Source organism: Puniceicoccus vermicola (genome assembly GCF_014230055.1).
Taxonomy (GTDB): Bacteria; Verrucomicrobiota; Verrucomicrobiia; order Opitutales; family Puniceicoccaceae; genus Puniceicoccus; species Puniceicoccus vermicola.
Window position 1 is genome coordinate 98,225 of sequence record NZ_JACHVA010000033.1, and the last position, 21,987, is coordinate 120,211.

A 21,987-nucleotide genomic window follows, 5' to 3' on the forward strand; every position below is an offset into this window, starting at 1 on the left:
CTTCTGCTATAGAGTCCTCTACCTCTATGATCCTAAAATCGTCATGAATCCATCGCATGTGCTCCAGACTTTGCTCTGCGGGCTCCTCCTCGCCTTGGGAGTCGGATATCCTTCGGCTCAAGCCGAGGCGGAGGTCGCCGTGCAGAGGCTCAGGCTCCAAGAGGTTCTAGCCCGGGCCACAGCAGCTTTCCGTGGAGGAGACTATCCACAGGCAGTGGAGCTCTTCGACATGCTGGATCAGAGTTTTGGCCGCGAACCCGAGCTGCAGGATCCCGCCATTCAGAAAATCCTCCTTCCCGCTCAAGGATACTCCGAGTTCGCCGTTCAGGACTACCCCAAGGCAATCGAGAAATTCAAAGCTTTCCTCGATCAGTTTCCCGAGCCCAGCCCCGTTCACGGATTCGTTCTCTACACTCTCGCCCAGGCCGAGCAACTCAACGACAACCCCGCCGAAGCCGCCCAGCATTTTGGAGCCTTTGTCGAAACCTATCCCGGTTCTCCCGAGACCTCCCTCGCCGCCCTCCAGCAAGCCGATCTTCTCTTCCGCACCGGGGAAACTGAGAAAGCTTCGGCCATCACCGAATCCCTCTACCAATCCTCCGCCCCCGAAAGGTTGCGCAACCAGGCCCGCCTGCGTGCCCTTCAACAAGCTCTTGAGCAGCAAAATTTTTCCCAAGCCTCAGAACTCCTTTTGGACACGGAGTGGAACTTCCGCCAAATGCCGGAACTCACCGTCCTTGCATTCGCCGCCCTCCAAACCGGCGACGCCCTCCTGCAAACCGAGGATTTCTCCGACGCCCTCCAAGCCTACCGACTCGTCCCCACTTACGCCACCCTCCTGAATCGACAACGCCGCCAACTGGACATCGCCCAGAGAATTCTCGACTACCGACTCCGCAACTCCGCCTCCCCCATGGCCTCGGTTTGGAATTCCTACTACGCCAGCCTCATCGCCCGCCTTCAGAGTCAGCTCGAAGCGCTGGAAAGCATGGAGAACTACACTCCGGGCTACCTCCTCCGTTACGGGCAAGCTTTTCTCAGCAACAACCGCGGGCGCGAGGCTTTGATTCTCTTTCGCAACCTCACCGAGGACGACACCCTCCCCGCCCCGATCCGCCAACAGGCCCACTATCGATGGATCCTCGCCAACTTTCTTTTGCAAGAGTGGGAAGACACCCTCACGGTCGCCCTCCAATTCGAGGAAAACTACCCCGATAGCGAGCTCGCGCCGGAAGCACTCTATCTCATCGCTCAAGCCCACCAGGAGCAGCAGAAATATCGCCAAGCCATCGAGGTCTATGAAGAGCTCCTCGAACGGTTTCCCGAGCACTCCCTCGCTCCCCGATGGCGCTTCACCCTCGGCTTCAATCTCGCCATGCTTGAACAATATGAGGAGAGCCGCGAGAACTTCGCCCTGTTCACCGAATTGTACCCCGAGCACCCCTTAGCCACCCAGGCTCGGCTCTGGCACGGCCTCACTCATCAATTCGAAGGAAACTATGAAGAAGCTTTGCAGGAGCTTGTCCCTCTTGCCGAACAATCCCAGAACCATTACCTGTATCCGGAAATACTCTACCGGATCGCCACCGCACACTACGCCCTTCAGGACTACGATACGGCCGCCGAGGAAATCGAAAACTTCCTCGCCCTCTATCCCCAACACCAGCGAGCCGCCGAAGCTACGGTTCTGAAGGGAGACATCCTCATGGGCCAGGGACAGCTCATCCAAGCCTCCTCGGTTTTTGCCCAAGTCACCCCAGACGCCGGCAACCTCTTTCCCTACGCAATCTTTCAGAGGGGCAAGATTTTCAAAGCGCTCGAACGCTACGACCTCATGGTCGAACATTTTTCCGATTATCTCAACCGGGATGATCTCACCGTAAAGCCACGCATAAGCGAAGCTCTCTACTGGCTCGGATGGGCCTACCTGCAAGAAGGGAAGCCCGAGGAAGCACTCGCCCAATTCGACCAAGCCCTCGAGGAGTATGGCAACGATCCCTCGGCAACCGAGATCCAAGCCCTACTCTCCTCCCTGGAGGCCATGAGGGCCGAACTCTTGCGGGAAGACATCGAAAACTTGCCCGAACACCCCGTCCTCGAAGCCGATAACTTCTCGTCTTGGATAGACGCTCAAATCATCGACGCCGAATCGACCGATCGACTGACGTGGTTGAGCCGCCTCAAGTATTTTCAAGCGAACCGGGAACGGTCCCGAGGAGACGAAGACATGGCGAGAACCATCCTTCAGGAAATCGACGAAAAGGTTCCAATGGATCATCTCGACCCCCAAGTCATCGGGCAAATCGGGCTCATCTATTCCGAAGCGGGATATCAATACGCCAACGATTACTTTGACTACATTCTCAGTAACTATCCAACCCATCCAGCCCGGGCCGAAGCCTGGCTGGGAAAAGCACAGATGCTCTTCGAGGAAGGGGAACTCGAGGAGTCCGACGACTTCCTTCGAAAATTCGAAACCCAGATTCCCATCCACCCACTCTCTCCTCGCGTTAAAATTCTTCGAGGACGCATCCTGACTGAACTCGGCTACTACGATGACGCCGAGAAGACCTTTGAAGACATCCTCAAACTCAAACAGGCCCGCGGCATCCCTCACGCCCGCGCACTAGCTGGACTGGCCGAAATGAATGAGAAACGGGGCAATCTGGAAAGAGCCATCCCCTACTGGCAAAGGATTTACACACTCTACCGAGCCTACCCCGATCTCGTCGCAGAAGCCTATCTCCGTAGCGCCATCGATTTCCAAGAACTCGACCGCCCTGAAGCGGCCTATCGATCGCTCGAGGAAATGCTCGCCGACGAGCGGCTCTTGAATACCCCTTCGGCAGCTCCGGCTAACGATATTCGGCGCAGCCTTTTGGAAAAATACGGGCCTCCACCCTGGACCCCGGAGGCGCCAGAAGAATTAACCCAAAATCGCACTTCGGAGGAATCGTCATGAAGGGATCACTACTTTTCCTCTTTTCGATTTTGATCGGGTCGCTCCTCACTCATGCGAGCGAACCTCTCTCTCCATCTCTCTCGAAGGAGACCACCCGCGCGCTACTCGAAAACATGTCAGGACTCCCTCCCCCAATCGGAGGTCCTATCCCCGAAGACGAGTATCTGGAGCTGCGAAAACCTCTTACGGTTACCCTTCTTGGAGGTCGTAGGTTTTCCGGAACCCTCTCCAATATGGAAGACCAACGGATCTACCTCCGGATAGTTCAAGAGGGAGGAGAAGTCGTCCTCTCCTTTCCATTCGAAGAGGTTCAGGAAATTTATTTTCCGGGTAGAGAAATCGTCGAGAGAACCATTGAGATGATCCAAGCCGGCCAACTCAGCGAAGCCCTCCCCTATCTGGAATCGATAATCGGCACTCGTTACCCGCTCTTCCCTCTGATCCCTCCAGAAAAACTCTCATTCTTTCGCGCGCTCCCTCTTTCCGCACTCTCGGTCGACAACCCGGCCCAAGCCATTGCCTACACCAAAGCCATCCGCCCCTACCTAACTCTCCCCGAAGATCAGGACGAGCTAGACGACATTGAACTCCTCGCCTACTACCAACTTCGTCTCACCGAAGAAGCGGAGACCCGCGCTCGTTCCTGGATCGACCGGACCAGCCGATTCGATCAATCCGCTCTTGGCTTTTTTATTCTCTCTGCCCTGCAATTTGAAAACGGCGACATTGAGCAAGCTCTCTATACCGCATTGAATCCCATCGTCTTTTCGGGCGCCAATCCCACGGCCTACCTCGATCAGTGCTATGCGATCGCGATCGCCTCGGCCCATCTCCTCGATGATCCGATCGAACGGGACAAGCTCCTCGATGAATTGTGGACACGAGACCTCCAGTGGAAACCGCTCCAGGCTTTTCTTTCGGCGGCAAAGGGACTGGAAGACCTGGAAATTAAAAACCCCGAAGGCTTCTTACAGCCCGTCCTCATTGAAAAGGACAAGTCGGAGGATCTGCTAAATTCAAAATCAACCGATAGCGAGCCATCGCCCAATCCCGTCGAGCTTGCTCCACTCTAAATAATTCAACGTCATTCCCGAGCTATTATGAAAATTATCTACAGCCTCCTCATCTCCGCAATTCCGACCCTGCTGCTCGCGCAGGATACGGGAGCTCCTGTTTCGACAAACAACACCAGTCTCTTCGGTATGATTCAGCAAGGTGGATGGGCCATGATCCCGCTGGCGGGTTGCTCTCTGGCCATGCTCTTTCTCATCATCTACAGCTACCTCGAAACCCGACGCAGCCGTTTCATCCCCGACGCCCTCCTCCCCCAAACCCGCGAGGCACTCAGCAATCATGATGTTCAGGCAACCTCCGAAACGCTCAAAGCCACCAACACCGTCCTCGGACGCAGCCTAGCCCCAGCCCTCCTCAAACTTCGGAGCGACCGCCCCAACCTCAACAAGGAGCAAGCCGAGAACCTTTTGGTCGAAAACTTGGAAGCGGAAGAAAACAGCGTCTCTCAGTGGGTCAATTACCTGAACGTAGTAGCCGCTGTCGCCCCCATGATCGGACTCCTCGGAACCGTCAGCGGAATGATCAGCGCCTTCCAAACCATCGGACAAGGCGGAATGGGCCGCCCTGAACTCCTCGCCGGAGACATCGGAGAAGCCCTCATCACCACAGCGACCGGACTAGTAATCGGAATCCCCGCCATGATCTTCTACTTCATCCTCCGGAACCGCTTAGGACACCAGATGATCCAAACCACCCAAACCGCATCGGAACTGATTGATGCAATCGACGAAGACTAAATCACTATCGAAGTGATTCGATCCAAAGACAACTTTCGTAACTTATTCGAGCGAAATTAAGCCACAAGGGCACGGGACAAGATCAGCCAAACAACCCCTTGCGCAACCCGGTCCCAACCGAAAGCCCCTTCCAGTCGGCACCCCGCAATGGGTGAGGTCTTCGCGCCCGCTTCCCATCCGGTTCGCCCTCCATGGCTTTTCTCACAAAATCCTCCGACCCCAGCACCATCCCATCCGAAAAATAGCGAACCCGGCACCGCAAAACCACAGAAAGAGGCAACTTCCCCTTCTCCTCCCGCAAAACCCGAACCGCTTCTTCGTGGGAAATAGACGCTTTCCCTTCTTTCTCACCATCTCCAGCCCCATACAAAGTCTGCCGATACCCCTCTAGGTCCTTATCCACAACAGACAACCCGGCCCGAGCCAGTCGCCCACCCCCAAGAGCCTCCGCATACCCACAAAACCGATAATCCTTAGGATCCGAGACCAGCCCCGCCCGAACTGCATTCAGGTCAATATAGGCCGCTACCGTCCGCAAAGCCCAACGATCCCCTTCGACCAAAACACTCTTAAACCTAGCCGACCAAAGTGGCCCAAACCGATCTCGTGAGCGGTTAAACCAAAGCGTAAAACGAAGCTTCAGAGTCCGCATAAACTCCGAAACATCATGCATCCGGCGGGTAAGGTCCTTCCGCAACTCTCTCCCATCAAGGAAGTTATCCTTCAAATGCCCCTCCAAAACCTCCGCAGGCATTGGATTCCAGGGAGTAGGCTTAGGATAAAGCTTCCGATACCGACGAACCAACTCCGCATCTGAAACCTCTGTCCCTGCTGGTGGCACCTCCACCAAAATATGGAAATGGTTCTTCATCACCGCATAAGTAACCACCCGAACCCCAGAAAACTCAGCCACCTGCCAGATCATCTTCCGCAAAACCTCCCTCTCCCGATCCCCAAAGAGAGCCTCTCCATTCACTGTCCGGCTCATCAGATGATGATAAGACAAACGATCCAATTCCTTGCGCCTGACCCTGCCCATGGCTCCTACTTTTTCCAATCTACTCAGATAGTCAAACCTAAATAGAACAGTTATATTTTATTGGGTTTCATCTGTATTCACTAAAGAAATAAACGACATCGTCATGGTCAGGATTCTGCTGGATCGAGGCTTTCCTCCTCCTCGCTCTTCGATAGATAAAGCGTGCGAGTAGGATAGGCGAACTCGATTTCGTGTTCTGCAAATGCACGCACCATCGCCAAATTTACGGCCTGTTGGATGTTCATGTAGAGGTTATAGTCCGGGTCCAAGACATAGTATACGACCTCGAAGTCATAAGAACTTTCTCCGAAACCCTTAAAATGAGCTCTGTCGAAACGTGTTTGTTCCTGTTCCTCAATGAATGATTTCACCATGCCCGGAATCGACTCCAATTGATCCGGAGTGGTTTGGTAGATCACTCCGAAACCGAAAACGACGCGGCGTTCGTACATCCGCTTAAAATTCCGAATCCGGCTCGAGGTCAGGTCATTATTTGAGAAAACCAACTGTTCCCCGGAGAGGCTACGAACTCGGGTGGTTTTGATGCCGATCTTCTCCACAACCCCCAACAGGTCGCCCACGATAATGAAATCGCCCACTTCGAAGGGTTTGTCCAAGACAATCGAGAGGGATGCGAAGAGATCCCCGAGGATACTCTGAACCGCCAACCCGATCGCGATTCCCCCTATCCCCAATCCGGCAATGAGCGCCGTAACATCATAGCCAAGATTTGAAACGATTAGGAGAAAGGCGATCGACCAGACCACGACTCGGGCCAGATAGCTAAACCATAGAATTCCTGCGCCGGATTCGCCTGTCGCCGAGCGTTTTTTCCCGTAGAAGATAATGAATCCCACGAGAAACGAGGTCGCCCAGATTCCAGCTTGAAGGACGACCACAAAAAATCCACCGCGGTCGAGCCATTTCTCCGCCCTCCCCAACTCTAACCATTCCGTCCCCATCCATACGGCGAAAAGCGCCAGTAAGAGCGTTTTGGTATTCCTCAGGGCCACCAGAAGCTGGTCGTCTATAATGGTCTCGGTCCTCTTACTGACCTTCTCGAGATGATGGCATCCGATCCTCAGGATTAGCTTTGCGGCGAGGAAAACTCCGGCCGCTATACCGATTACGATCAGGATATCCAAGAAGGTGCTGGTCTCTTCGGGCATGCGCTTATTGGAAACGTCCGGCCGAAAACCGCAAGAACAAGGCGAACTTTTTGAAACTTAATCGAAAAGTCCATCCCTTCCCCAGAAAACAAAAGAGGCTAATATCCTTCTCGGTACCTTCTAATGACTCGGAATAAATCGGCTTCGAACTCGCCAAACGGCCCGAACTTTGCTCAACTGAGGGTAGCGATGAGAGCTTTAACGCTTCTATTTTTTCTTTCCTGTCTCCAGGTGGCGACCGCCGATGAGATTCAATCTGCGATTGATGAAGGCATCGCGGCCTTCGGCGACGAACAATATTCCCAAGCGGCCTCTCAGTTCGAGCTGGCGGCCCAACTCCTGCGCGAACGGTCAGGCGCCTCATTGGCCAAGGCCCTCCCCACATCACCAGAGGGATGGACCACGGAGGATGAACCCGAGATACAGGCTGTTGGCGCCTCCGTCATGGGAGGGATGACTTCCGCGTCCCAGACCTATCGTAAAGGCGACAGTTCCGTAAATGTCCGCATTATGAGCGACTCTCCGCTGGTCGGGCAGATTTCCATGCTTCTCGAAAATCCATCGATGGTCCAACAATTGGGACAAAAGATATTCAAAGCAGAAGGGATTGAGGGAATCGTGACCTATGATGAGGATTCTTCTTCCGGGACCCTCACCGCCGCCGTGAGTGATCGATTCTTCATTTCCGTGGATGGAAACGCCGTGGACGTGGCGACCTTGGAAGAATTTGCAAAGGGCGTCGATGTGGAACTCCTGAACCAACAATAGGTTCGGGATCGAAGTTCCTAATCGGCTTCCTCATGCATTGACACTGCAGCTTCGCGACCAATGGTATAGGTCCATGTTTGAACTGGAAGGAAAAGTAAAAGAAGTCTTTGACGAGCAAACTTTCGGGAGCGGATTCCGCAAACGGGAATTCGTGGTAACCGTCGAAGACGGTAAATACCCGCAAGATATTAAATTCGAATGCGTGCAGGACAAGATCCAGCAACTCGATAACGTTTCTGCCGACGACACTGTGAAAGTCAAATTCGACATCCGTGGACGCGAGTGGAAAGGCAACTACTTCGTTAATCTAAGCGCATGGCAGGTCAATTCTGTCTCCGGAGGCGACTCTGCTCCCGACTCCATCGAGCCGGCATCGCAAGACGAGCCGCCCGACGACATCCCCTTCTGATGAGTCAGAGGGGCAGAGACCGAGCCATGCAGAACCAAACTTTCTTATGGCTAAACATCGATTCTATCTCTGCGCCTCGTCTGCCGACGCGGGCCTGACAACGACTTCACTCGGGGCCGCCCGAGCCCTGGATCGCCGGGGCATCCGCGTCGCTTTCTGTAAACCGATCAGTCAGCGACCGGTCACCGAAAAAAACCTCGATCCGTCCATCGTCTTCGCTGAAAGGCTTCTGAGCATCAAGCCTCCGGCTCCGATCGACCTCGCCGTCGCCGAACAATACATTCGCGAGAACCGGGTCGATGACCTCATGGAGCAGGTCGTTGAAATGATCGAGAGCCTCTCCGAGAAAGCCGACGTTCTCATCATTGAAGGGCTGCTTTCCGAGGAATCCCAAACCTTCAAGAACCGCCTAAACCGCGACGTGGCTCGCGCAATCGGGGCCGAGATCATTTATGTCGGTCGGTACGTGGGCTCCGATATTCGTTCATTCTCGCAGGAGATTGAGATGGCCGCCTCGATTCATGGCGGTGTCTCGGTCGCCAATGTCGTTGGAGCCATTGCCAACCGCCTCCCCACGGATGAGGCAAGCAGTGATGACGAGTCCCACAAATGGCTCTCCGATCCACAAAGCGAGTGGAAAGCCAATTTCCAGAAGCGCATTGAGGCAGAGTCGGAAATCTTTACCGATGGGACCTTGGATATCCTCGGATGCGTACCGGAGAATCCAGCCCTTCAATCGGTACGCACCAGAGATGTCGCTGAATTTCTGGGAGCGGAAATCCTATTTCCAGGCGAACTAGAATCCCGCCGCGTAAGCGCGATCACCCTTTGCGCCCGGAATGTGACCAATCTCCTTCACACTCTCAAATCGGGGGCACTGATCGTCACCCCGAGTGACCGGGATGACGTCATCATGGCCGTTTGCCTCTCCGCGATCAACAAAGTCCCGCTTGCCGGACTGATCATCACTGGCAAGGTGCCCATGCGCGAGAATGTGCTCGAGCTCTGCCGCCCGGGAATCGAGGAAAGCGGCCTTCCAGTGCTTCGCGTCCAAACCGAGAGCTTCCTCACCGCCTCGACGCTCTCCCGGATCTCGCCGCACATCCCCGTCGATGACCTCGACCGAATGGAGCAGGCCATGGACTACGTCGCCCGCCATTTGAATTTCGATTGGTTCCACAACCGACTTTCAAAGGAAATCGAGCGTCGTGTTTCCCCTGCCGCTTTCCGTCTTCAGCTGACTCGGGCCGCCCGGGAAGCCAACCGGAAGATCGTCCTTCCGGAAGGCGAAGAACCGCGCACCATCGCCGCGGCAATTGCCTGCACGAACCGCAACATCGCCAAATGTGTCCTTCTCGGCAAACCCGATGAGGTTCGACGGATCGCTACGGCGCAAGGTCTCCATCTCCCCGATAGTCTGGAAATTCACGATCCCACCGAGATCGCCGAACGCTATCTCGAACCATTGCTCGAGCGACGTCGCCATAAAGGCCTGACCGTCAAACGCGCCCGGGAAGAACTTGAGGACACAGTCGTCCTGGGCACCATGATGCTCGCCCTCGACGAAGTGGACGGCCTGGTCTCCGGGGCAGTCCACTCTTCCGCCAATACAATCCGGCCCGCTCTCAAGCTGATCAAGACCAAGCCCGATGCCCGCTTGGTCTCTTCCGTGTTCTTCATGTGCCTGCAGGACCAGGTCCTCGTTTATGGAGATTGCGCGGTCAATCCTGATCCAAGCGCCGAAGAGCTGGCCGACATCGCCATACAAAGCGCAGCGACTTCCCGCCAGTTCGGCATCGACCCGAGGGTCGCTCTCATCAGCTACAGCACCGGCTCCTCCGGTTCAGGCGTCGATGTGGAAAAGGTCCGCGAAGCGACCGAAATCGCCAAGAAGATGAACCCGGACTTTCTCCTGGATGGCCCTCTTCAGTATGATGCCGCCGCCATCCCGGATGTGGCCGAAAAGAAGGCTCCGGACAGCAAAATCGCCGGCCGTGCCAACGTTTTCGTATTTCCCGACCTGAACACCGGAAACACGACTTACAAAGCAGTTCAGCGAAGCGCGAACCTGATCTCGATTGGCCCCGTTCTTCAAGGACTCCGTAAGCCAGTCAACGACCTCAGCCGCGGGGCTCTCGTCGATGATATCATCTACACCATTGCCGTGACCGCGATCCAAGCGGCCGCAGATTCTTAATCTTGATTGTTTCAGGCGGCTCCGGGGAAAGTTCTCTCCGGAGCCGCTTTTTTTGCACTTATCCCAACCCTCCGAAAGTGGCCAAATCCCTCCGGGATCGACCTACTCTGCTCTCAATCGTTTGGCGCTCTATATCGAAGAACCGCATCCCGCTCTAAGGACATGCAATATTCACGCGCCATTTAGTTTAATTTTGATAAATCGAAGGAAGCCCCTGATCGAAAGTGCCTTGCACGACTTGACTCGCCCCTCAAGTTCTGGCCACTTCCAAAGACTTGACCCAATTCCCAACTCCCGCATGAAGAAAACTCCACTTCTCGCCCGGCAGATGATCTACCCCTTCTGCCTTGTCACAACTCTGTTCGCCCTTTGGGGATTTGCGAACGACGTCACAAATCCCCTAGTCAAAGCTTTCCAGCAGATCTTCCTGATCAGCGCCGCAGAAAGCGGGCTAGTTCAAACTGCATTCTACGGAGGGTACGCAACCATGGCGATCCCTGCGGCTCTTTTCATCCGCAAGTTCAGCTACAAGTCCGGGATTCTCGTTGGCTTGGGTCTCTACGCTACAGGCGCCCTCCTGTTCATCCCCGCTGCTGGAGAGATGGAGTTTACCCTCTTCCTGATCGCCCTCTACATCCTGACCTTTGGCTTGGCTTTTCTCGAGACAACGGCCAATCCCTACATTCTCTCGATGGGACCACCAGAAACTGCCACCCAACGGCTGAATCTCGCGCAGGCCTTCAACCCCGTCGGCTCGCTGATTGGAATGGTGGTCGCCAGCCATCTCGTTCTCGCTCAGTTAAACGTCTCCGAATTTCGCACCGAGCAGATGGAGCTCCATCCTGAGTATTCCGAGATGCTTCCGGGCGAGGTGGACGCGGAGATTACTGCCTCGCTCCACGATTTTGCGGAGACTTCTCCAGAGGAACATGCGCAGTTCCGCTCCGAAGACCTTTCGACCATCAAAGCACCTTACGTCGCGATTGCCGGAGTTGTTCTTCTCACCTTCCTAGCCTTCGCGGTCTCCCGATTTCCCAAGAACACCGAAGAAGGCAAAACACTCCACTTCTTCGGGACCGTTAAACGGCTGGTTTCCACGCCTCACTACATCTTCGGGGTTCTCACTCAGGTTTTCTACGTCGGTGCCCAGATCATGTGCTGGACCTTCATCATTCACTACGCGATGGGAACGCTCGGCATGAGCGCGTCTCAGGCCCAGAACTACAACATTGTAGCGATGATCCTTTTCGTCTCTAGCCGTTTCCTCTGCACTTTCCTCCTGCGGTTTCTCAACCCAGGACTGCTACTTGGTATTTTCGCTTGCCTCGGTGTACTCCTGACTCTCGGGGTTATTTTCATCCCGGGAATGCCGGGTCTATACTGCTTGATCGGCATCTCCATCTGCATGTCCCTGATGTTCCCCACCATCTACGGCATTTCGCTGGAGGGTATGGGGCAGGACGCCAAACTGGGGAGCGCGGGCCTGATCTTTGCCATCGTCGGGGGCGCTCTGATGCCGCCTCTTCAGGGACGGATCATCGATGCGGGTTCGATCGAAATTGGCGGGCTCATCATCGCGGGGGTGCGGGCCTCTTTCATTCTCCCGCTCATCTGCTTTGTCGTCGTGGCCATCTTCGGCTTTTTCAACACCCGCAAGGCCACATAGGACGGAAGGACCGAGAATCGGTTTAGCGCCCAAAGATAAGTTCAAGGGCTCGGCGCAAATCCGAACCCGGAACGTATCCGTCACCCTTCTTGTCCAGTAGATCCTTACACTTAGCAAAGGCGAGATCACCATCGTAGGCGATGACCTCCGCACCAGATCCAGATCCTTTCATCGCCTCAGCAGAGATCCGACGAAAACGGAGAGGTACCCCATACTCCGAGAAATCCACTTCCCATCCGGCTCCCGAATCCCCGATTTCGTCGCCCGCCATACCGGGGCTTCTCCTTACTAAATCCGGAACCCCGGAATAAGGAACGCGAACCCGAACTGCGGCCGGCTGACGCAAAAGAAATTGCCGCGGACCGGAAATCTTGCCCGCCAGCGCCAGACGATAATATTCGAGAGGATCCCAGCCGCTCAGATTGATTCCATTCCACGGGCCGTGTTGATTTTTGGACCCATAACGCTGCTTATTGTACCACCAGGCAAAATCAGAATCGAGCTGCACTCCGATCTCGAAATGCAAATGGGACCGACTGCGAGGAATCGTATAGCCCCCTGCCGTTGAACCCATGATCCCGAGAGTCGCCCCCTGCTCGACGAAAACACCCGCCCGAACTCCCGAATCGATCGACCTCAGGTGAGCGTAAAGTGTGTAAAACTCAATTCCCTCATAGTCATGTCGGATCACGACATATTTTCCGTAGGATGAGTTCCCCGCGATTTGGTTGGTATAAACGACCTCCCCGGGCATCGCCGCAAAGGCTGGATCGAGCGGGCGTCCATTGCGATCCCTCTCAACCGGCTTCAAATCGAGGGCTTCGTGAAAACGATACCCTCCATTCCGAACACAACCGTAAAGCCCGGACTCCACCCGCCCCGAAGAAGTCGGCTGGATAAAATCTTCCAGAGGCTTTCCTTCCAAAAACGCCCGGTTGGGTGTGGGCCAGACCAATGGCAGACGATCGGCCCAACTCGATGATCCCCCTCCCATCACAAGAAGTGCAAGCGCTCCAATCCCCAGGAATCTACCCCGGAGTTTCCGTACCATTTCCCTAGCTTTCAATTAAGTCCCCGATTCCGCTGTCTTGCCTTGGTGCGATCCCGCATTCGCCCTTCGCCGAATCACCGGTTATTGCGCCGGAACTCGACGAGAGTACGGTTCATATCCACCACCAGTTGCGGCATATCTTCGTCCGAAACTTCCAGGAAGGTGTATAGAATCCCATCATCGATCATCCCGTCGATCTTGCGCGCACCGATCGGGCTCTGATTGTCAAAAAAGATAAAGGAGTACCCAATCGCGTCTCCCGAAGTGCGACGCAACTGACGAGAAGCCGAAGGCGTCAACAGGTAGCGAACCGCCAACCCACGCTCCACTTGGACCATCTCGATTCGAATAATATCCATGGGCCCGAAAAGTGGACGCTGCGGAAGACGATACCGAGATTCACTGATGGGAAGAGTAACGTAAGGATCTTCCCGACCTGGAATCGAGCTGGTCGACTCGAGGTAGATCGTCGGAACATGTGGATCCTCGATGGTAGTTGAACGACATCCGGCCACAAGCGTGAGAAGACCGACGAGAAAGGAGCTGATTAGAAATCGTTTCATCACTGAGCAGTATGCCCTTATTGCGAATCGAGTTCCCCAAAAAGGCAAGAGTTCATCCGAATGACCATTCGTTTTTAGATGAGAACAAAATCGAGCTGATCTTCGATTTTCTGAATCAAATCTGGACGCACCTCAACCGCCCGCACCTCGTATTCGCGATCTTTCTTCGGATGTCGATAGGTCTGCGTCCCATCCTCCGCGATTCGTCCGGTCGGGCGAAGCACGCGCTTACGCTCAAGATGAAGGGCGAGAATGAAACAAAGTACTCCGCGAATCTCTTCGCGCTCAAGATCCTCGTCTCCCTCCGGCGTATCGTTCATCATCTGGTCAAACAAATCATCCGCCGTTTCGACCGCTTCCCGAGCCACTTCTTTTTCCGCCTCGTTTGACCGAAAAGTCCGCAACCACTGAGCGATAGGGCGGGCCTCTCCCAGGTTCAATTCCTCATCCGGGTCAAAATCGAGCCGAATCAACCCCTCTTTTTCCACGATGCAAAGAACAGACCTCACCTGCTGGCCGTCCGTAAACGGCTGCTCGGAACCCGTAGATTTACGGGATCCACTCTGGAGACTCCATTCCTGCATACGGATCCAATTCAAGCTCCGAGGAGCTAAATTGACGAGGGAAAAGCGATAAGGGCGCTCCCCTTTTAAAGCAAATCCTCCGAAAGAATGAACCTTCGCAAATATTTGATGGTGACCTTCGCCTCCCCATCGCACTAAAACTTCCGCATGTCCGGTAAACTCATCGCCATCGGTGACGTCCATGGTTGCGCACACGAACTGGAAGACCTTCTCGATAAGCTCTCTCCCGGGAAGCATGACCGTGTTCTCCTTCTCGGCGACCTGATCAATCGAGGCCCGGAAAGCCACCGAGTGGTGAAAATTGCGAGGGAAAACGGCTTTCGCAGCATCATGGGCAACCACGAGCACCGCCTCATCACCTACCGCGAGCACCGGGATCCCTCCATTCTGAAATCCTACGACTACGAAACCCTCCAGCAACTTCACCTCGAAGACTGGGATTATCTTCGACACATGGAGGCCTTTTACGAGACCGAGGATTCCGAATTCGTCTGCGTCCACGGAGGATTTCGCCCCGGGCAGCCATGGCGGACCCAATCCATTTCCACGGTCTGCAAGACCAAGTGGATCTCTCCGGAAGACATCCCTCCCGCCCAGCGCCGTGGCAACAACTCGATCCACTGGTCTGAGCTCTGGGAAGGCCCCGCTACCGTAGTCTACGGTCACACCCCTAACCCAGAAGTCCGTTACGCTCCCCACGCTCTCTGCATCGACACCTCCTGTGCCTACGGCGGATTCCTAACTGCCTGCATCCTCCCGGACATGGAGATCGTTCAAGTCAAAGCCCGCAAAGTCTATGCTTAATCAGTAAGTGAATCATTAGCTACCTCGCATCGAGTCAATCATTTTTAACCTGGTTTATTATATCCTGTAAGTGATTGGAATTCGGCCACTTAATATCAGCGAATATCCAAAAAACACCATCCTCGAATTTTAGAGAACTGCCCTGCCCTTAGAACGACACGAGTCTGGAGACGCAAAAAAAGCGAGTCCCCGCAAAACGGGAACTCGCTTGGAAAATTTTCTGCTCGGATCGCTTAAGCGACGCGCTCGACTACGAGGTCCGGAGTATTTGGACGCTTCGGTGCGAGACGATAGGCTCCCTTGAGGAATTCGAGGGCGGCTTCCGAGTTTCCTTCGTCGTTGTAATGGATCATCATGAGCGGCTCTCCCTGTTTCATCTGGGTGCCGACCTTCTTGATTTCCGAAATACCAACGGCTGGATCGAGGGTGCCGTTCTTGCGCTGAGCGAGCATCCGCACTCCGCGGGCAATCATGCCGGCGTTGATGGTGTGGACATAACCGCGCTTCGGAGAAGGCAGCTTCTTGCAATGCTTGGCCTTCGGCAACTTCTCGGGATCGTCGATCATGCTGACGTCGCCGCCTTGAGCACCGACCATCTCCTTGAACTTCTCGAGAGCCGAGCCGTCCTTCAGGTGGCGTTGAACCGTCTGCTTGGCGGAGAGGGTCGAACCCGCGACACCGGAGAGGCGAACCACTTCCATGCCGAGCTTCAGGACCATTTCCTTCAAATCTTCCGGACCTTCGCCCTTTAGGAGCTCAATGGCTTCCTTAATTTCCAGAGCCGTGCCGACCGAATCACCCAACGGCTGATTCATGTCGGTGACGAGGGCCACGCAACGGCGCTTCATGGAGCGACCGACGCGGGTGATTGAACGAGCCAACTGCTTGGCTTGCTCCAAATCCTGGATAAAGGATCCATTCCCCCACTTCACATCGACGACAAGGCTTTCCGCACCGGCAGCCAACTTGCGGCTGAGAACACTGGCGGTGATGAGCGGCAAACTCGGGATGCTCCCGCACTTCTGGCGAAGTGAATAAAGGGTCGAATCGGTCGGAGCGATCTCCTTGTCCTGCTCAATGATCGCGCAGCCGACTTTGTTCAACTGCTCGACGAAGGTCTCCAAGTCCATCGACTTTTTGAACCCCTTGATCGAAGAGAGTTTCTGCAAGGTGCTGATCTCCAACTCCTCATCGACTCCATTGATCGTCGGCATGACCACGCCGCAAGCTGCAGCGAGCGGTGCGAGGACGATGCTGGTTTTGTCACCCACCCCACCGGTGGAGAACTTATCAATCTTCGGGCGGCTCAACTTGGTGAGGTCGATCATTTCACCGGAGAGCATCATCTCCTCGGCAAATGTCGCCGTCTCCAGAGCTGACATTCCCTGGAAGTAGACCGCCATCAAAAGGGCTGCGAGCTGGGAATCGGGTATCTCCTTATCCAGGACCGAATCCACGATGTAGCGAATTTCTTCCTCGGAAAATTCGCTCCCGTCGCGCTTTTTCTCGATTAGAGCCGAATAACTTGGCTTAACAAACTTTCGAGGCGAAACGATTTTCTTTCTCATTAAATGACTTTTTCTTGCTTTCTGGCTGACGCTTTTGAATCCGTAAAGCCTGACAGATTAGCAAATTACAAATATCCTTGTCCAGCTTTAAATTATGACACCAGCATTCGATCTCCAATACTCCATCACGACATGGATCCAGGAAAGCGCGCAGGAATTGCCCGACTTCCCCGAAAATTTTGATCCGGTCGTCCGACCCGCCGATCCACGATTTGGCGATTTTCAAGCCAACGGAGTCCTCCCCTTGGCCAAACAATTGAAGACGAATCCGCGGCAGCTCGCGACGGCCCTGATGGAGAAAATCGCGGCGCACCCCTCCCTCAGTGAGGAGCACTTCGACCTGACCATCGCCGGCCCGGGCTTCATCAACATCCGACTGAAGCCTGCATTCCTAACCGCATGGACTTCAGCATTTAATGACCCGGACCGTCTCGCTGACGGGCTGGACCACCTCTACCGCGGCAAGACCGTGGTGATGGACTTTAGTGGTCCCAACACGGCCAAGCAAATGCACGTCGGCCACATCCGGTCGACCGTCATCGGCGAAGCCATTTCACGCCTCCTTTCCTTCTGCGGGGCCAAGGTCGTCCGCGACAATCACATTGGCGACTGGGGAACTCAATTCGGCATCCTTCTCCTCGCCTGCAAGCGCTTCGGTTTCGACTTCGATCAGGACCCGGTAACCGCCCTTCCGGCCCTTGAAGATCTTTACCGCCAAGGCAATCAACTCGTCGAGGAGGACCCTGAAGCGAAGAGCGAAGCACGCCAAGAGCTGGTTCTTCTCCAAAATGGGGACGAAGAAAGGCTCGAGATCTGGAAAAAAATCAACGAGCTGAGCCAAGGGGCCTTCAACGACCTCTACCGTCGGCTCGGGGTTTCCTTCGACCTGACTTTGGGCGAAAGCCACTACCGCGATCAAGTGGCCGGCGTCTGCGAACAGCTGGAATCCCTGAAGATCGCTGAAGAGAGCGATGGGGCGTTGGTGGTTTTCCACCCCGAGCATCCTCGTTTCAACGAGCAGCCTTTTATCATCCGGAAGTCGGACGGGGCCAGCAACTACGCAACGACAGACCTCGCCACCGTGGCCTACCGCTGCGAGGAGCTTGGAGCCAGCGAAATTATCTACGTCACCGATGGTCGCCAGCAAGACCACTTCGAACAACTTTTCCTCACGGTGAATAAGTGGTTCGCCGCGTCTGGCAAAGAAGCGCCCGCTCTGCGCCACGTGTGGTTCGGAACCATTCTGGGCGAGGGCGGAAAAGCGATCAAGACCCGGAGCGGAGGCTCGGTAAAGCTCCGCGACCTGATTGATGAGGGCGTCGAACGGGCGCGTCTCATTGTGGACGAAAAGAATCCGGACCTCCCAGACGAAGAGAAGGATTCGATCGCCGAAGCCGTCGGCATCGGTGCCATACGCTACGCCGACCTCATGCAAAACCGCACTCATGACTACGTCTTCTCGTGGGACAAGATGCTGAGCTTCGACGGCAATACCGCGCCTTACCTCCTCTACGCAGCAGCCCGCATCCACGCGATCTTCCGAAAGGCAGGGCTTCAGCCCGGAGAAGGTGAAGAGCAGGGAGACGCTCTCCAAACCGAGGAGGAGATTCTTCTCGCCCGCCAACTAGCGCTTTTCCCGGCCGCCGTGGCACAGGTCACTCAGGATCTCCGTCCGCATTTCCTCTGCACCTATCTCTTCGAGCTAGCGAATGCCTTCAGCAGTTTCTACAATGCCAACCGGGTCATGGTCGACAATCCTGCCGAACAGGGACGCCGTCTCATGCTTTGCTCACGGACCCTCTTATTCCTGAAAACCGGACTCCATCTCCTCGGGATCGAAACCCTTGAAAAGATGTAATCCGATGCGGATGTGATTCTCCACTACCTCGCCATAGACACAGTCTGCGCGGTTCTCGCGTGGAGCTTACTCGCCGATCGACTTGTCGGCACCGGCCCCCACGCGCTCTCTTTTGCGTGGACCGGCGCCGGTGTCTGGCTGGTGTATGTGGCGGATCGATGGCTCGATTCCCTACCTGGGAGTACCGAGCTGAAGCCTGGCGCCCGCCACCGCTTTGCCGCGCGGCACCGTCAATCGTTGGGAATCGCGTGGATTATCGTTTGGAGTGTCTCTGTCGCCAGTGCTCTCGTCGTTCTTTCAGGAGAAATCCTTCTCGCAGGGACCTTCGTCGCGGCGCTCGCCATCGGCTACCTATTGATCATCCAGCGGATCCCTTCCAAAAACGAATCCGGAAAACTCCGCGCCGGCGGCGGTTTGGCTGTAGGCATCCTCGTTGCGACCGCGGCCAACCTGTTTCCCGCTATCGAGGGCGCGGCCAGCCCCTGGATCAAGATCATTGTCTGGCTTCTCACGGCATGGGCCTTTTTCTTGCAGACCCGCTGCACTCGACTCTGGGAAGAGGGAGAAACCATCCCTTGGCTCTGGCTACTCATCTTTACCATCGTCGGCGCCCTGGCCGCGATCGTTCTGGGAGAAATTCCCGCCGCAGTAGCAGTGGTCTCGCTCGCCCTCTGCATTCTCGTCGTCGACTTCCTCAAAATCCGGGACAAAGTCGCCGTCGCCGATTGGATCCTGGCCCTCGCCGGAGCCTGCGGATGGATCACGGCTCTGATGACGGGGGCTTGGGGCGGATAACCGAATGAGGCTCGATTGGCTCGCGACCCACCGGGGCGGAACGCCGTAGATTCGAGTGATGAATCAGCCAATAGACTCCCAATCCGAGCAATCCGAAGACCAACCCGCATAGGCCCCAAAAAGTCGGCCCGAAGAAGAACAAGCCTCCACTCTCCTTACGCTTCGCATCCTGACTGATCCCGATGAAGATCGCAATGTGGAGGGCGATCACCAAGCAACTCCAAGCGAGTCCGATAATCCAGAATAATGCGGAAAAACCGCCACCAAGCAAAAAGGGGTAGAAGGGGAAGGGCATCGATTCCATAAGCGCTAAACCAGAAAAATACAGGCTCCACATCGGGAGCCAAGGCCCAAATTCCTCGTGATCTTTGATCGTGAGCAATCCACTCGCGGCCCTGTTTATGCCCTTTCATTTCTCTCGCTTATCGATGTCAGACCTCGGAGAATACAGAATCATGGAAAACGCACCCGTCGACTCCCCTGCAACTCAAACTAGCAACGCCCTCAACCAAACTCGGGACAACCTCAAGCTGCTCGGAGTCTTCTACATCATCCTCGGGCTCCTGGCTCTCCCCACTTTAGCCTTCTTTGGCTTTCATGGGCAGATCATGGACCAGCTCCTCCAAGCGGCTCCCGATCCCGAAACCAGAGACGCGATTGCCAAACTTGTGAACGTCTCGTTCATCGGCCTGGTGGTCTTCATCATCGTTCACGTCGTTTCCTGCATCTACATCGGAGTCTGCTTCCGCAAACAACGCCATCACACCCTTTGCGTTGTCGCAGCAGCCTTCTGTTGCCTGTCCTTTCCTCTCGGCACGATCCTCGGAGTATTCTCCCTTGTCGTCTTAATGAAAGAAGAAGCCAAGCAACTCTTCGGAAAGACCATTCCCATTGAGTGATCGTCCGTCCTTGCCCTTGGCTAAACCAAATTTATGAAACGAATCCGCATCTACCACCTTACCGAGTACTCTTTCTCTGAACCCGTCGAGCTCTCGAACCACACTCTTCTCCTGCGCCCGCGAGAAGGCCACGATATCCGCATTGCCTCCTCGCGCCTCTTGGTGGAGCCGGATCATTCGGTAAAGTGGTATCGAGATATTTACGGCAATTCTGTAGGGATCGTACGCATCCACAAACCTTCGAACCGTCTCCGCATCGAGAGTGAGGTAGTCATTGAGAACTACGCGACCCGCCCCCTCGACTTCCTGGTCGATGAGCGGGCCGTCACCTATCCGTTTCCCTTTGAACCGGAAGAACGGCTCGATCTACTCCCCTACCGGACGCACACCTGGCCCAATGATACGAAATCTCTCAAAGAGTGGGTCTATCACTTCTGGAAACCCGGCGAAGCCATCGAGACCTATGTCCTTCTGGACCGCATGAGCAAGGCCATCGTCAGCGAATGCGGATACAATATGAGGGAAGAGCCGGGCGTACAGACTCCTGACGAAACCCTGAAACAGAAATCCGGCAGCTGCCGTGACTTTGCGACTCTCTTCATCGAAGCCTGCCGCTACCTGGGATTTGCCGCCCGCTTTGCCAGCGGCTACCTCCACAATCCAGGAAGCAACCAACACGGCTCAACCCATGCCTGGTCGGAGGTCTACCTACCCGGAGCGGGCTGGATCGGATTCGACAACACCAGCGGGCTGGTCACCGGATCCGAGCACATCGCTACTGCGGTTCACCGTCACCCGGAATCCATTCCTCCCGTCTCGGGAAGCTTCATGGGATCAGGCAACGTCACCTCGACCATGAAAGTCGAAGTCGCCGTCGCCCAAATCTAAACCGCTCCTCGCGGAGCAGCCAAGGCGGCGATTAGGTATTAATATCCAGAATGCCGACCACGCCGATCACGATCAGGTAAATTGCCACGATCCAGTTGAGTAGTTTCGGCTGGACCAGGATCAAGATGCCGGCGATCAGAGCGAGAAGGTATTCCAGAGTAAGATTGAGTTCCATAGGAAGGTAATTCTCATCGGGCATCTCTCCAGATGCAAGCCTGCCTTCATTCCTACCAGGTATCACCAAATCTCCGGTTCCGACCGAAAACGTCCGAAGTCAATAATTTTAGAACAGAGCTATTTAAACCTTCAGAGATCCCATAACCCTTTCATAATGAACTAGCTATAATCCCGCCAGTCGTAGAGGGTCGGATCTTTGCGTGGTTCTTTCCGTCGGGCTTGCAGCAATCGACGGATGGCGGCTTTTCCTGCAGGCGCGCCTTCTTCCGGGGGGTCGAGGCCGTCGTCATCCATGGCATCCCCGAAGTCTTCTTCGAGAGCGTCGAGGTCGGTGCCTTCCTCCATTTTCCGAACCATCTCCTCCATCTGTCCGCCCAAGGGTTCACCGGTCAGCTCGGACATACGGCGCATGAGTCGGCCCATCTGACGGGGATCGGGATTTTCCTCATCGATCCCCGACATTTCTCCTTCGAGCTCGGCCATGGCGGCTTCCATGCGGGGGTCATCCAGATCCGGACCTTCGCCTGATTCATCGCGTTCCTTGTGACGCCCTGTCACACTAAAGACCGAGACCATACGCTCCAGCTTGTAGCGAGCATCGTCCGGACATTTGGGCACCTCGTCCGCATCAATCAATCTCTGGCTCAGAAAACTGTAGATGGTGTGGGTCTGCTTGCAGTAAAACTCGTAAATCGGCATGGGAATTTCGAATGGATTCGGAACACCGTAAAAGCGCATTCACCCCGCTACGGCAACTCGACTTTCACAAAAATTACGCA

The 21,987-nt window shown here is 55.2% G+C and carries 21 protein-coding genes; 12 read left to right on the forward strand and 9 right to left on the reverse strand.

Going from position 1 to position 21,987, the window contains the following annotated elements:
* Window positions 1–43 precede the first annotated feature (43 nt).
* The 3 genes from H5P30_RS02900 to H5P30_RS02910 are packed head-to-tail and all read left to right on the forward strand — an operon-like array spanning window position 44 to window position 4,773.
* Window positions 44–2,962 carry a tetratricopeptide repeat protein gene (locus H5P30_RS02900; RefSeq protein WP_185691461.1) on the forward strand — a complete coding sequence of 973 codons (2,919 nt, stop codon included), beginning with the start codon at window positions 44–46 and terminating at the stop codon, window positions 2,960–2,962.
* On the forward strand, window positions 2,959–4,035 hold the full coding sequence (locus tag H5P30_RS02905) for a hypothetical protein (RefSeq protein WP_185691462.1): 1,077 nt from the start codon (window positions 2,959–2,961) through the stop codon (window positions 4,033–4,035). Before H5P30_RS02900 ends, H5P30_RS02905 begins: the two co-directional genes overlap by 4 nt.
* A 27-nt stretch (window positions 4,036–4,062) precedes the next feature.
* Window positions 4,063–4,773, forward strand: coding sequence for a MotA/TolQ/ExbB proton channel family protein (locus tag H5P30_RS02910; RefSeq protein ID WP_185691463.1), 711 nt, complete (start codon window positions 4,063–4,065; stop codon window positions 4,771–4,773).
* An 82-nt stretch (window positions 4,774–4,855) separates the two neighbouring features.
* On the opposite strand, the gene H5P30_RS02915 is transcribed toward H5P30_RS02910, so the two are convergent.
* The gene (locus H5P30_RS02915) at window positions 4,856–5,761 is read right to left on the reverse strand and encodes a transposase (RefSeq protein ID WP_246459248.1); all 906 of its coding nucleotides are present in this window, start codon (window positions 5,759–5,761) and stop codon (window positions 4,856–4,858) included.
* Between the two features lie 158 nt (window positions 5,762–5,919).
* The gene (locus tag H5P30_RS02920; RefSeq protein ID WP_185691465.1) at window positions 5,920–6,981 is read right to left on the reverse strand and encodes a mechanosensitive ion channel family protein; all 1,062 of its coding nucleotides are present in this window, start codon (window positions 6,979–6,981) and stop codon (window positions 5,920–5,922) included.
* A 189-nt stretch (window positions 6,982–7,170) separates the two neighbouring features.
* On the opposite strand from H5P30_RS02920, the gene H5P30_RS02925 reads away from it, so the two are divergent.
* The 4 genes from H5P30_RS02925 to fucP all read left to right on the forward strand — a co-directional run bounded on the left by H5P30_RS02925 (window position 7,171) and on the right by fucP (window position 12,021).
* On the forward strand, window positions 7,171–7,749 hold the full coding sequence (locus tag H5P30_RS02925; RefSeq protein ID WP_185691466.1) for a hypothetical protein: 579 nt from the start codon (window positions 7,171–7,173) through the stop codon (window positions 7,747–7,749).
* 73 nt (window positions 7,750–7,822) lie between these two features.
* On the forward strand, window positions 7,823–8,158 hold the full coding sequence (locus H5P30_RS02930) for a DUF3127 domain-containing protein (RefSeq protein WP_185691467.1): 336 nt from the start codon (window positions 7,823–7,825) through the stop codon (window positions 8,156–8,158).
* Between the two features lie 46 nt (window positions 8,159–8,204).
* Window positions 8,205–10,355 carry a phosphate acetyltransferase gene (pta, locus tag H5P30_RS02935; protein ID WP_185691468.1) on the forward strand — a complete coding sequence of 717 codons (2,151 nt, stop codon included), beginning with the start codon at window positions 8,205–8,207 and terminating at the stop codon, window positions 10,353–10,355.
* Between the two features lie 298 nt (window positions 10,356–10,653).
* Window positions 10,654–12,021: an L-fucose:H+ symporter permease gene (gene fucP, locus H5P30_RS02940; protein ID WP_185691469.1), complete on the forward strand. Its 1,368-nt coding sequence runs from the start codon at window positions 10,654–10,656 to the stop codon at window positions 12,019–12,021.
* Between the two features lie 22 nt (window positions 12,022–12,043).
* Here the strand turns inward: fucP and H5P30_RS02945 are convergent, their stop codons facing one another.
* The 3 genes from H5P30_RS02945 to H5P30_RS02955 all read right to left on the reverse strand — a co-directional run bounded on the left by H5P30_RS02945 (window position 12,044) and on the right by H5P30_RS02955 (window position 14,402).
* Window positions 12,044–13,072 (reverse strand): M23 family metallopeptidase, encoded by a 1,029-nt coding sequence (locus tag H5P30_RS02945; RefSeq protein WP_185691470.1) that lies wholly within the window; start codon window positions 13,070–13,072, stop codon window positions 12,044–12,046.
* 74 nt (window positions 13,073–13,146) lie between these two features.
* A complete protein-coding gene (locus H5P30_RS02950) occupies window positions 13,147–13,635 on the reverse strand; it encodes a hypothetical protein (RefSeq protein WP_185691471.1) in 489 nt (162 codons plus the stop codon).
* A gap of 74 nt (window positions 13,636–13,709) precedes the next feature.
* Window positions 13,710–14,402: a hypothetical protein gene (locus tag H5P30_RS02955; protein WP_185691472.1), complete on the reverse strand. Its 693-nt coding sequence runs from the start codon at window positions 14,400–14,402 to the stop codon at window positions 13,710–13,712.
* Here H5P30_RS02955 and H5P30_RS02960 point away from each other — a divergent pair.
* On the forward strand, window positions 14,367–15,023 hold the full coding sequence (locus tag H5P30_RS02960; RefSeq protein ID WP_185691473.1) for a metallophosphoesterase: 657 nt from the start codon (window positions 14,367–14,369) through the stop codon (window positions 15,021–15,023). The two genes, H5P30_RS02955 and H5P30_RS02960, sit on opposite strands and share 36 nt — an antisense overlap.
* Before the next feature lie 233 nt (window positions 15,024–15,256).
* Here the strand turns inward: H5P30_RS02960 and H5P30_RS02965 are convergent, their stop codons facing one another.
* Window positions 15,257–16,591: a thymidine phosphorylase gene (locus H5P30_RS02965; protein ID WP_185691474.1), complete on the reverse strand. Its 1,335-nt coding sequence runs from the start codon at window positions 16,589–16,591 to the stop codon at window positions 15,257–15,259.
* A gap of 94 nt (window positions 16,592–16,685) precedes the next feature.
* Between H5P30_RS02965 and argS the strand changes: the two genes are divergently transcribed.
* Window positions 16,686–18,449 (forward strand): arginine--tRNA ligase, encoded by a 1,764-nt coding sequence (gene argS, locus H5P30_RS02970; RefSeq protein WP_185691475.1) that lies wholly within the window; start codon window positions 16,686–16,688, stop codon window positions 18,447–18,449.
* A 12-nt stretch (window positions 18,450–18,461) separates the two neighbouring features.
* On the forward strand, window positions 18,462–19,244 hold the full coding sequence (locus H5P30_RS02975) for a hypothetical protein (RefSeq protein ID WP_185691476.1): 783 nt from the start codon (window positions 18,462–18,464) through the stop codon (window positions 19,242–19,244).
* Here H5P30_RS02975 and H5P30_RS02980 read toward each other — a convergent pair.
* Window positions 19,210–19,539, reverse strand: a complete 330-nt coding sequence (locus H5P30_RS02980) for a hypothetical protein (RefSeq protein WP_185691477.1) — start codon at window positions 19,537–19,539, stop codon at window positions 19,210–19,212. The genes H5P30_RS02975 and H5P30_RS02980 overlap by 35 nt on opposite strands.
* Before the next feature lie 160 nt (window positions 19,540–19,699).
* Here H5P30_RS02980 and H5P30_RS02985 point away from each other — a divergent pair, with 160 nt between their 5' ends.
* Window positions 19,700–20,143 carry a hypothetical protein gene (locus tag H5P30_RS02985; protein WP_185691478.1) on the forward strand — a complete coding sequence of 148 codons (444 nt, stop codon included), beginning with the start codon at window positions 19,700–19,702 and terminating at the stop codon, window positions 20,141–20,143.
* Between the two features lie 33 nt (window positions 20,144–20,176).
* Window positions 20,177–21,031, forward strand: a complete 855-nt coding sequence (locus tag H5P30_RS02990; RefSeq protein ID WP_185691479.1) for a transglutaminase family protein — start codon at window positions 20,177–20,179, stop codon at window positions 21,029–21,031.
* Between the two features lie 31 nt (window positions 21,032–21,062).
* On the opposite strand, the gene H5P30_RS02995 is transcribed toward H5P30_RS02990, so the two are convergent.
* Together H5P30_RS02995 and H5P30_RS03000 are read right to left on the reverse strand one after the other, a co-directional pair.
* Window positions 21,063–21,206, reverse strand: coding sequence for a DUF3096 domain-containing protein (locus tag H5P30_RS02995; RefSeq protein WP_185691480.1), 144 nt, complete (start codon window positions 21,204–21,206; stop codon window positions 21,063–21,065).
* 161 nt (window positions 21,207–21,367) lie between these two features.
* Window positions 21,368–21,907 (reverse strand): FmdB family zinc ribbon protein, encoded by a 540-nt coding sequence (locus H5P30_RS03000; protein ID WP_185691481.1) that lies wholly within the window; start codon window positions 21,905–21,907, stop codon window positions 21,368–21,370.
* Window positions 21,908–21,987: the final 80 nt, after the last annotated feature.